Below are 10,120 nucleotides of genomic sequence, written 5' to 3'. Positions count from 1 at the left end.
ATTCCCCTGAACTGAATCCTATTGAGAACAGTTGGGCTATTTTGAAAAAAGCGGTGACAGAATTGCTTAGAAAGACAGGCGATTTGACTGATGCAATAACATACTATTTAAAAACTAAATGACTATAATAGCTAACCTGATGTTTCCTGTTATCCCGCCTCTCTACCTGTGTCTCCCTATAACTTACTTCCCTAAACAAGTCGGACACAGGTCAGATATCATCTAAATTTCCCAATGCTATTAACCTTGGATAACAGGTACATCCTTAAAAACTCAGTCCGTCGTACCATGACAGACTGGGTTTTTTTGAGCATAAAAAACAAACCCCAGCACACTGGCTAGGGTTCTATAAATGAATCGAGTGTTTATTGCTCTGTTCCCACCAACTGGGCTTCCTTCTGGATAGATTCGGGAATCACAATCCCCAGTTCCTTGGCAACTTGCATATTAAGAACAGGTTTACCTTGGGAGAAAAATTCAATCGGAATCTCTCCTGGATCTTCCCCTTGCAAGACACGTGCCGCCATTTTCCCGGTTGCTCGGCCCAATTCAAACTGGTCGACCACTACTGAGGCGAGACCACCCGCTTCCACCATAGCTGTTGCACTAGGATAGAGGGGCAGTTTAGCGGTTTGATTGGCTGCAACTACTGTCGAGAAGGCTGAGGCAATGGTGTTATCAATGGGTACCCAGATGGCATCTACTTTAGCAGCCAAGACTCCGACTGCCTGGTTGAGCTCATTGGTCGATGGAACAGCCTGCTCCACAACCTCTAAGCCTGCTGCTGCAGCTGCTGCCTGAAACTCTGCCACCTGGGATTTGGAATTATCCTCACCGCTTGAGTAGAGGGCCCCGATCTTTTTCACACGTGGAGTGAGCGAGCGAATCAAGGCTACCTGTTTGGCCGCTGGGTTCTGATCTGAAACCCCTGTTACCAACCCACCTGGCTGCTCGGGATTTTCAACCAAACGAGCCCCAACTGGATCGGAAACAGCCCCCATGATAATCGGCAGGTCCTTACTGGCATTGGCCAGGGACTGCACTGCAGGTGTTGCAATTCCCAGTAACACCTGATTCCCACCTTCAATCAATTCTTGACTCATCAAGGTCAACTTGCTCTGATCGGCCTGACCATTGAGGAACTGGATGTCCAATTTATCTTCACCATAGCCCGCTTCTTCAAGCCCGGCCTGGATTCCTTGATAGATCTCATCCAAGGATGGGTGGCTCACAAATTGCAGCACTCCCAATTTTGCCTTGGTCGCCTGGTTTTGATGAGCCGAACCGAACCAGCCTAACTCCTGACCAATCCCAATCCCCAGCAAAACAAAGAAGGCCAAGACAGTTGTCAATAATGCTTTATTTTTCATAAATACCCTTTCAATTACTCTCAGTTTATGCAAGATAGACCCAAAAGTCAAGTCAGAGTTTTTTCTATTAGCGCTTTTTTTGCTATAATCAAAAGACTAGAATCAAGGAGGTTCCCATGTCATTTGACGGTTTTTTTCTCCACCATATGAGGCAAGAACTAGCAGCTCAATTAATTGGCGGACGCATTCAAAAAATTAATCAACCTTTTGCAAAAGAGCTCCTGCTCCAAATCCGGTCCCAGGGGAAAACCCATCGACTCCTCGTTTCCGTTCACCCAACCCTCAACCGGATCCAACTAACCCAGCAGACCTTTGAAAACCCAAGCAATCCCTCAACATTTATCATGGTACTTCGCAAATACCTGCAGGGAGCCATCATCCAGGATATCCAGCAGGTTGAAAATGACCGTATCTTACAAATCACCGTCCAAAACAAGGACGAAATCGGAGATGCCCAGTCTGCCCTCTTACACATCGAATTGATGGGCAAACACAGCAACATCCTCTTGATCGATCAGCAACAAAACAAAATCTTAGAGGCGATCAAACATGTGGGCTTTGGTCAAAATTCCTATCGAACCATCCTACCCGGAGCTCAGGCCATCCAGCCACCAGCCGATGAGCGAGCCAATCCCTTTACAATCGGAGACCAAGACCTCTTTGCCTTCCTGCAAACCAATGATCTGACGGCCAAAAACCTCCAGGGACAATTCCAAGGGCTCGGACGGGACACAGCCCTAGCCTTAGAAGCCACTTTAGAAGCAGCTTCTGACAACCGGCTCGCGACCTTCCGTTCTTTTTTCCAGGCACCTAGCCAGGGACGTTTGACAGCCAAATCTTTTGCTCCGATTCCTTTCCCAGACTCTTTAGACCAGACCTTTCCTTCCTTATCAGCAACCTTGGATTTCTTTTTTGCCGAAAAAGCCGAAAAAGATCGCGTCCAACAGCAGGCGGGCGAGCTCATTCGGCGGGTCGATTCGGAATTGAAAAAAACGCTGGATAAGCTCCAAAAATTGGAAAAGGAATTGGCCGACACCGACACAGCGGAAACCTATCGCCAAAAAGGGGAATTGCTGACCACCTACCTACATCAAGTCCCCAACGACCAGGAGCAGGTAACCCTACACAACTACTATACCGATGAACCGATTCGCATTGGTTTGGACAAGGCCTTGACACCCAACCAAAATGCCCAACGCTACTTCAAACGCTACCAAAAACTCAAGGAAGCCATCCGCCATCTCCAGCAGCAAATCCAGGAAAGTCAGGAATGGGCCCACTATCTTGAAGGCGTCCAATTCTTGCTTGGAGAAGCCCGCCTGGAGGACCTCCCGGAATTACGGGAGGAGCTCGTCAGCGCTGGCCTCTTCAAACGCAGCCGCCAAGACAAACGAGCTCGCCGCCAAAAGCCGGAAACCTACCTGGCCAGCGACCAAGAGACCCTCATTCTAGTCGGCCGTAATAACCTGCAAAACGACGAACTCACCTTCAAGTTGGCCAAAAAAGACCAGCTCTGGTTCCACGCCAAGGACATCCCTGGCAGCCACGTCGTTATCAGCAACAACCCTAACCCTTCGGATGAAATCAAAACAGATGCCGCCGAACTGGCCGCCTACTACTCCAAGGCCCGCCATTCCAACCTCATCCAGGTCGACATGTTGCCCATCAAAAAACTCCACAAACCCAAAGGTGGCCGCCCAGGCTTTGTCACCTATACCGGACAAACCACCCTACGCGTCACCCCCGACCCCAAAAAAATCGAAACCATGCGACAAGCCGCTAAAAAGAGCTAAAGTACACAAAATAAGCCTTGTTCCCATATCAAAGGAACAAGGCTTTTGTACTTTACTCTCTCAGCGAGTCAGGAAGGGACTCGCTGAGCTTCTAAATAGACGAAATTGAAAAGTTCGCTATCAAAGGAGTCAGGAAGGGACTCGAGGAGCTTCTAAATAAACGAAATTGAAAAGTTCGCTATCAAAGGAGTCAGGAAGGGACTCGCTGAGCTTCTAAATAAACGAAATTGAAAAGTTCGCTATCAAAGGAGTCAGGAAGGGACTCGAGGAGCTTTTAAATAGACGAAATTGAAAGGTTCGTTATCAACGAAGCCAGAAAGGTGACACCATGTGGCAGACAAATTTCACAAGCTCAAAAAAGAGGTGGAACTTCTGTCCCAACCTCCTTTCATACTTCTTATTATTGGTGATTGATGCCAATCGAAAAAAGCAGGCTATCCACTTCCAAATGACGAATAGTTTCAATCATGAGGAAGAGATTATCCGGACTAAAGATCTTTTGACCATAGTCCCCATGCTTAGTTTCTTCGAAGGCCAAGATCGGCTTCCCAGCAGCTGCCATATCAGCCACTACTGTACCTACCTCTGCGTAGTTGTTAATATCCAAATAGAAATCCGCTTCCCGGACAATTTCCTCATAAAGTAAGCTATCCCGTGCCACACCAGGAGCTAGACTAATATTAGGATAAACCAAAAGATTCATTAAGGTAGCTGAAATCTCCGTTGGGGCAGCAATTACAAAGCCAATATTTGGCAACTCCCGTGCCAAAGTCTCCAGATGAAGCAATTCATCGGAATAGGTGTAAACCCAGCCGACAAAATCATAATTGGAGAGGGACTCAACCTGCTTTTCCAAGAGGAAGGGGCTGGTTGATACCAATTCATCCCAGGCTAGGTTGGCATAGTACCACCAAACGGCTTGATAGGGAACTAGACGAAGTTCATCCCATGGTTTAGAAGGGGTATCATAATGAATAATGATCGGATAAACTGGCCCCTTCTCCATCTCGACATCGGCCAGATTCTCCATTCCCTTTCGTTTTTTCCCTTTCATCAAGGATCCGATCCCTACTCTATCAGCAACATTGTCCTCTAGGAGGGAATGGTTAACCTGAGTCGATTTGGGAACGTGATGACTAACAACCTTGACCCGATCTCCCACTCCTGTTCCTTGAGAATCTTGATTCTGAACATTGGAAATCGTTAAAATATTACCTAAATCTTTTTTAAAGACTGGCTCCAGATTTGCTGTCACAACCATATCTGGGAACAGTAGTAAGACATTCTCCTCCACCACATAGTGGTCGAGTGTGTAGCGGAAGGGACTTACTTCTAATTGAGCAAGATTTTCAGGCAGGCGAACAGATGTCACTTCGACAGCCATTCGAGCCAATCTCTTCCGAATTTTCGTAAACCATTGCTTGGCGATTCCATCGTGGGCAATGTAAAAATGCAGGTTTTGGTTATGGAGAATCACAGACTTCAGTAAAGTCTCCAATTCTTGAATTTGATTCACCTGGGCAACCACAATCAGGGCTTTCTTCATGACAACTCCTTATTTGAAAACATCTCCTTCATTATACCACACTTTCGGACACCAAATCCGAAAGCTGGATATATTTTAATCATTTAGACCATCCAAAAATTCCTGCATATCCGGATCATCTGGAACCAGATGGAGATAGAGTTGAGCCACCTCTGCCGCATCCTCTCTATAACCCATTTGCCGCAACTGGTAGACATACTCTTGCAAAAATTCGGGATTGTCTTTCAAATCTCCCATTAAGTTCTGGTACAGCTCCAGAGATTCCTGATCCCGTTCCAATTCTTGGAGGGCCTTGGCCAAATTCCACTGGGTCAAGACGGAATCGACTGTTGAAGGAACCTGATCGACCAAGTCTTGGAAGTTCTCCTCCTCCAAATACAGATTGCTGAGCCGGAGATAAACCTCCTCTAAATCCTCTGCAATCTCACGCGCCGCCAATAAATACTTTTTCGCTCCCGCAACATCATGCAACTCATAGGATAACTGGGAAGCCAATAACATCAAGGGCTCATCAAAAGGATTCTTCTGCAAGCCCTCCTCAACCACGCGCAAAGCTTGATCCAACTGGTGCTCTTCGCGCAAGGCCCGTGCATAACCCAATTCAAAGCCTAGCAGATCAGGTGACAAGGCCTCCAATTGGCGGAAATAATCCAAGGCACGCTGGGCCCGCCCGGTCTCGAGTAACAGGAGCGCCAATTCATGGACACTCTTATCATCATATTCCAGTTCGATGGCTTTTTCTAAAAATTCAATGGCCACTTCCAGCTTCCCAAGACTTGCATAGCTAAGGGCAATCCGCTGATAGGTCGAAATCCCGGTTAGGGCATAGATTTCTCGGTTGTCCAAGCTAGCATAGGACTGGATTGCCGCCTGGTAATGGCCCAATTCAAACTCCAATTCCGCTAATCCAAAAACAATAACCGGATCATCACTAAGGGCCTGAGCCTCCAGTAATTTTTCACGGGCAACATCAGTCAACCCTTCTGCTTGGTAGAGATCAGCCTTGACCAAAAGACTGGCCAAGTACCAATCACTAGCTGCTGAAATTTCTTCAAGGTAGGCAAAGGCTTCCTCGGTCCGCCCTTCCTGACTAGCCATTTGGGCTAGGCTCAAATAGGCTTCCGGATAAGCTACTTTAACTTTTTCATAAAGCAATTGGGCTTGCTCATAAAAACCCATCTCTTCCAGATAGAGAGCCATCTCAAATTGCTGCTCCTCTGAGGACTCCTGCAATAACTGGTCAAAGGCCTGCTGGGCAGCCTCTAAATCTTGTCGCTCCAAAGCTTCCAAAAAAGCTTGACTAGGATTCATGCTCTTCCTCCTCATACAATCCAGATACTTCCTTGTACCAGGTAAAGAATGCTTCCACCACAACCTTGAGGGAGGCATAGACCGGTACCCCTAGGAAAACGCCCCAAACACCAAACATACTTCCCGAAGTCAGAAGAACAAACAGGATGGTCAGGGGATGAATATTCAATTGGCTTCCCAAAATCAAGGGCGACACAAACCGGCCCTCGATGGTTTGTTCGACAATAAAGACCAAAATCACCTTGATCAGCATGGCTGGCCCAGCAATCAAACCCAGAATAAGAGCAGGGATCATGGCCAGAAAACTACCCAAGTAGGGAATCAGATTGAGGAGGCCCGCAGACACTCCCAAGGTAACCGCATAATTGAGACCAATTAGTTTAAAAAAGAGGATAAACATCAGCGCCACAATCACGGCTACAGTAATTTGCCCCTGAACATAATTGCCCAACTGCTTGTTGACATCTGTCAAAACGCGACTAAAGGTTGGTCGGAACTTGGTGGGCATAAACTTGGTCAAATAGGCATTCAACTCCTTACCATCCCGCAAGAGGTAAAACACAATAAAGGGCATAATCAAAATCGCCACAAAGAACTGAGACAAACCAGTCAAAAAATTGCTAGCCCAGTTGACCGCCCGCGGCGAATACTGGCTGACAAACTCGGTCAAGCGATCAGAAATCTCACTATTCAGCGCCACAAATTGTGGTCTCGCTGCATCAAAGAGCGGCTGGTCCACCAGCTGATTCAGCACCACCTCCGCCTTCTCCAGATAGGACGGGAAGTTCTGGACAAAGGCTAGAAACTGATTCCGTAAATTCGGAATCAGCACCGCTACTCCCCAAACCAACAAGGCTGAAATCAGGACAAAGACGAGGACAATCGCCCAAATCCGCGGCAGCTTCCGGGATTCCAAAAAATCCACCAAGGGATTGAGCAAGTAAAAAATCAGACCCGACATAATCAAGGGCAAAGCCAAAATCTGCAGAAAACCTAGAATCGGGGTGATTAAAAAGCTAATTTTCGTTAAGAGAAAAATATTCAAAAAAAGTAAGAGGCAGACTAAAAAGACGGTAATCGCCTTATTGTCTAAAAACCATCTAAAAAACCAGGAGAGGGTAAACGTTCGTTCTTTTTCCTGCATACTGAACTCCTTTTTCGAGATTTCCTTTCATTTTAGCATTTTTTAAGCAAAAAAACTGCGACCAGCCTATGATATAATAAAAGCAGTTAGCGCTTGCTTCTTACCAAGAAATCCAAGCCCCTAAACTCTATTTAAAGGAGATGCTTATGTTTGATACTCTCTATTTCGGAACTTATACAAAACGCGATTCTAAAGGGATTTACACAGCCAAGTTGGATCTGAGCACTGGCCAACTGTCAGCCCTCAAACTCCTTACTCCAGAAACCAGTCCGACCTACCTCACTTTTAACCCGAAGGGGCAACTCTACAGTGTTGCTGGTCAAAATGGCCAAGGTGGTATCGGAGCCTACACCTTAACAGGAGACCTCCTCAATCATGTCCTGGAGGACGGGGCTTCCCTCTGCTACGTCGCCTACGATGGACCACGACAACTGGTTTACGGATCCAACTACCACAAGGGACAAGTAACCGCTTATCGCATTGAGGAAGACGGCAGTTTAACCTTAGTTGATTCTGTCAACCAGGAGGGCTCTGGTCCCCACCCCAATCAGGGTTCATCCCATGTTCACTTCTCAGACCTAACCCCTGACAAGTATCTGGTGACCTGTGATCTTGGAGCTGACCGTGTAACCACCTATGCGGTTGCCGATAGCGGCAAGCTCACTCCAATCACTCACTACCAGGCTCAGTCCGGTTCTGGCCCCCGCCACCTGGTCTTCCACCCCCACTTTAAAATGGCCTATCTAGCTTGTGAACTCAACTCTACCGTGGAAACCTTGGTTTATGATGGGGTGGGTGATTTTGACTACCTCAGCCAGCAAACCACCCTACCAGTAGATTATCAAGGAGACAATGCTGTTGGTGCAATCCGTATGAGCCAGGATGGCAAGTTTGTCTATGTTTCAAATCGTGGCCACAATTCCATTACTGTTTTTAAGGTTCTGGCTGATGGCAATCTCCAACAAGTACAGATTGTTCCCAGCCAGGGAGACTTCCCTCGTGACTTTAATTTCTCCAGTGACCAAAACTTCTTGATTGTGGTCCACCAAGAATCCGATAACGCAACTGTCTTCAAACGGGATCCGCAAACAGGCCGTTTAGAACTCTTAACTAGCGACTTTTACGTTCCCGAAGCTGTTTTTGTTTCAACCAATCCGTATGAATAGCCTTTCCTCACAAATTATGCTATCCTAATAATAGAAAAATAAAAGGAGAATCCTATGAATCCAGTTGAACTCTTCAATAAGGTTAAAGAACTAATCGAGAACAAAGACTTCGAAGCTGCTAAAAGCTTCATCGATGAACACAAAGATGATCTTGGGTCTTACCTTGACCAAGCCAAAGCCTTGGTTTCAGGATCAGAAGGTCTCAGCGGTGCGGTCGATAAGTTGAAAAAACTCTTTTAAGACCCACGCACCAGCTTTCTTGCTGGTGCTTTTTTGATAAAGGAACGAACTATGCTACATTTTGATTTATTTGTTATTGGTTTTGGAAAAGCAGGAAAAACCCTAGCTGCTAAGATGGCTAGCCAAGGCAAAAAGGTTGGTTTAGTAGAACAGGACCCAGCTATGTATGGCGGAACCTGTATCAACATCGGCTGTATCCCCACAAAAACCCTTCTCCGTGCAGCCAACCAAAACCTCTCGTTCAGCCAAGTCATGACTGAAAAAGAAGCGGTAACAGGCCGCCTCAATCAGAAGAACTATGCCATGTTAGAAGGAGCCGGTGTCACCCTCTTTGATGCCACCGCCAGCTTCCTATCCGACAAAGTTGTCCAACTCGAAGCAGGATCTGAACGCCAAGAGGTGACAGCAGACACGATCGTCATCAACACCGGAGCCATCTCCAATCAACTACCAATCCCTGGCCTGCTTGAAAGCGACCATGTCTATGATTCGACTGGTATCCAAAACTTGGGCGAGCAACCCCAACACCTAGGTGTCCTCGGAGCTGGACCAATCGGTCTTGAATTTGCCAGCCTCTACAACAAACTCGGTAGCCAAGTAACCATCCTAGATGCCAGCGATACCTTCCTACCACGGAGCGAAGCGAGCCTGGCCCAAATGGCCAAGGGCTATCTAGAAGAAGATGGCATTCAGATCCAGCTCGGCGTCCTAACCCAATCTATCTCTAACACAGAAGAGGGCAAAGTGCTCCTCCAAACCAACCAAGGAGACTTTGAATTTGACGCCCTCCTTTATGCAACTGGACGCAAACCCAATATTCAAAACCTGGGCTTAGAAAACACCGGCATCGCCCTAACCGATCGCGGTGCCATTCAAGTTGACAAACATTGTCAAACGACTGTCCCTGGTGTCTTTGCCGTCGGTGACGTCAACGGTGGCCCACAATTCACCTACATCTCTCTTGACGATTTCCGAATTGTCTACAACTACTTGGAAGGCGACGGCAGCTATAACCTCGAAAACCGCAAACACATTCCAAACTCCATCTTTATCAGCCCAACCCTAGCCCAAGTCGGCCTTACCGAAGCCCAAGCTCAGGCAGCCAACCTCCCTTACAAGGCTAAAGAAATGCCAGTAGCTGGTATGCCTCGTGGTCACGTAGACGGTGACCTTCGTGGAGCCTTCAAGGCCATTGTAAATCCTGAAACCAAGCAAATTCTTGGAGTCAGCATCCTGGCCCACAATGCCCAAGAGATTATCAATTTAATCACCATGGCGATGGACAATGAGATCCCTTACACCTACCTAGCCCAACAAATTTTCACCCATCCAACCCTGGCTGAAAACCTCAACGATCTCTTTAATCTCTAAGCAAGAACCCTCGTGAGACACAAACCTCACGAGGGTCTTTTGGTGTTTAAAGTCTCGAATAAGTGATAAAAGAGCGTAAGCGTCCAATAACGAGGTATCTATCTTGAATCCCTATTATCCGATATACTAATAAAAAGATAAAAAATCGGAGGAAACAGATGCCAATCAATTTACTAGAC

At 46.9% G+C, this 10,120-nt stretch carries 8 protein-coding genes; 4 read left to right on the top strand and 4 right to left on the bottom strand.

Translation table 11 applies throughout. The features are described 5' to 3' along the window. Positions 1–365: 365 nt before the first annotated feature. Positions 366–1,370: a tryptophan ABC transporter substrate-binding protein gene (gene trpX / locus HZY94_RS04750; protein ID WP_179925222.1), complete on the bottom strand. Its 1,005-nt coding sequence runs from the start codon at positions 1,368–1,370 to the stop codon at positions 366–368. 116 nt (positions 1,371–1,486) lie between these two features. Between trpX and HZY94_RS04745 the strand changes: the two genes are divergently transcribed. Further along, a complete protein-coding gene (locus HZY94_RS04745) occupies positions 1,487–3,163 on the top strand; it encodes an Rqc2 family fibronectin-binding protein (RefSeq protein WP_179925221.1) in 1,677 nt (558 codons plus the stop codon). A gap of 400 nt (positions 3,164–3,563) precedes the next feature. Here HZY94_RS04745 and HZY94_RS04740 read toward each other — a convergent pair whose 3' ends face one another. From HZY94_RS04740 to HZY94_RS04730, 3 genes are all read right to left on the bottom strand, one after another. Next, positions 3,564–4,709 carry a hypothetical protein gene (locus tag HZY94_RS04740; protein ID WP_179925220.1) on the bottom strand — a complete coding sequence of 382 codons (1,146 nt, stop codon included), beginning with the start codon at positions 4,707–4,709 and terminating at the stop codon, positions 3,564–3,566. 75 nt (positions 4,710–4,784) lie between these two features. Continuing rightward, positions 4,785–6,020 carry a tetratricopeptide repeat protein gene (locus HZY94_RS04735; RefSeq protein ID WP_179925219.1) on the bottom strand — a complete coding sequence of 412 codons (1,236 nt, stop codon included), beginning with the start codon at positions 6,018–6,020 and terminating at the stop codon, positions 4,785–4,787. Next, entirely contained in the window at positions 6,010–7,164 is a 1,155-nt protein-coding gene (locus HZY94_RS04730; protein ID WP_179925218.1) for an AI-2E family transporter, read from the bottom strand. The genes HZY94_RS04735 and HZY94_RS04730 overlap by 11 nt, the downstream gene beginning before the upstream one ends. A 146-nt stretch (positions 7,165–7,310) precedes the next feature. On the opposite strand from HZY94_RS04730, the gene HZY94_RS04725 reads away from it, so the two are divergent. The 3 genes from HZY94_RS04725 to HZY94_RS04715 are packed head-to-tail and all read left to right on the top strand — an operon-like array spanning position 7,311 to position 9,941. Further along, a complete protein-coding gene (locus HZY94_RS04725) occupies positions 7,311–8,330 on the top strand; it encodes a lactonase family protein (protein WP_179925217.1) in 1,020 nt (339 codons plus the stop codon). A 54-nt stretch (positions 8,331–8,384) separates the two neighbouring features. After that, complete coding sequence (locus tag HZY94_RS04720) at positions 8,385–8,570, top strand: hypothetical protein (protein WP_179925216.1); 186 nt, start codon at positions 8,385–8,387, stop codon at positions 8,568–8,570. Between the two features lie 51 nt (positions 8,571–8,621). After that, complete coding sequence (locus tag HZY94_RS04715) at positions 8,622–9,941, top strand: FAD-containing oxidoreductase (protein WP_179925215.1); 1,320 nt, start codon at positions 8,622–8,624, stop codon at positions 9,939–9,941. Positions 9,942–10,120 lie beyond the last annotated feature (179 nt).

The sequence above is a fragment of the Streptococcus danieliae genome (assembly GCF_013415245.1).
Taxonomy (GTDB): domain Bacteria; phylum Bacillota; class Bacilli; order Lactobacillales; family Streptococcaceae; genus Streptococcus; species Streptococcus danieliae_A.
This window is presented reverse-complemented; position numbering and strand designations above follow the sequence as displayed.

Excerpts from the sequence above, each read along its gene's own strand:
- trpX (WP_179925222.1), bottom strand. The coding sequence starts at position 1,370 with ATGAAAAATAAAGCATTATTGACAACTGTCTTGGCCTTCTTTGTTTTG.
- HZY94_RS04745 (WP_179925221.1), top strand. The coding sequence starts at position 1,487 with ATGTCATTTGACGGTTTTTTTCTCCACCATATGAGGCAAGAACTAGCA.
- HZY94_RS04740 (WP_179925220.1), bottom strand. The coding sequence starts at position 4,709 with ATGAAGAAAGCCCTGATTGTGGTTGCCCAGGTGAATCAAATTCAAGAA.
- HZY94_RS04735 (WP_179925219.1), bottom strand. The coding sequence starts at position 6,020 with ATGAATCCTAGTCAAGCTTTTTTGGAAGCTTTGGAGCGACAAGATTTA.
- HZY94_RS04730 (WP_179925218.1), bottom strand. The coding sequence starts at position 7,164 with ATGCAGGAAAAAGAACGAACGTTTACCCTCTCCTGGTTTTTTAGATGG.
- HZY94_RS04725 (WP_179925217.1), top strand. The coding sequence starts at position 7,311 with ATGTTTGATACTCTCTATTTCGGAACTTATACAAAACGCGATTCTAAA.
- HZY94_RS04720 (WP_179925216.1), top strand. The coding sequence starts at position 8,385 with ATGAATCCAGTTGAACTCTTCAATAAGGTTAAAGAACTAATCGAGAAC.
- HZY94_RS04715 (WP_179925215.1), top strand. The coding sequence starts at position 8,622 with ATGCTACATTTTGATTTATTTGTTATTGGTTTTGGAAAAGCAGGAAAA.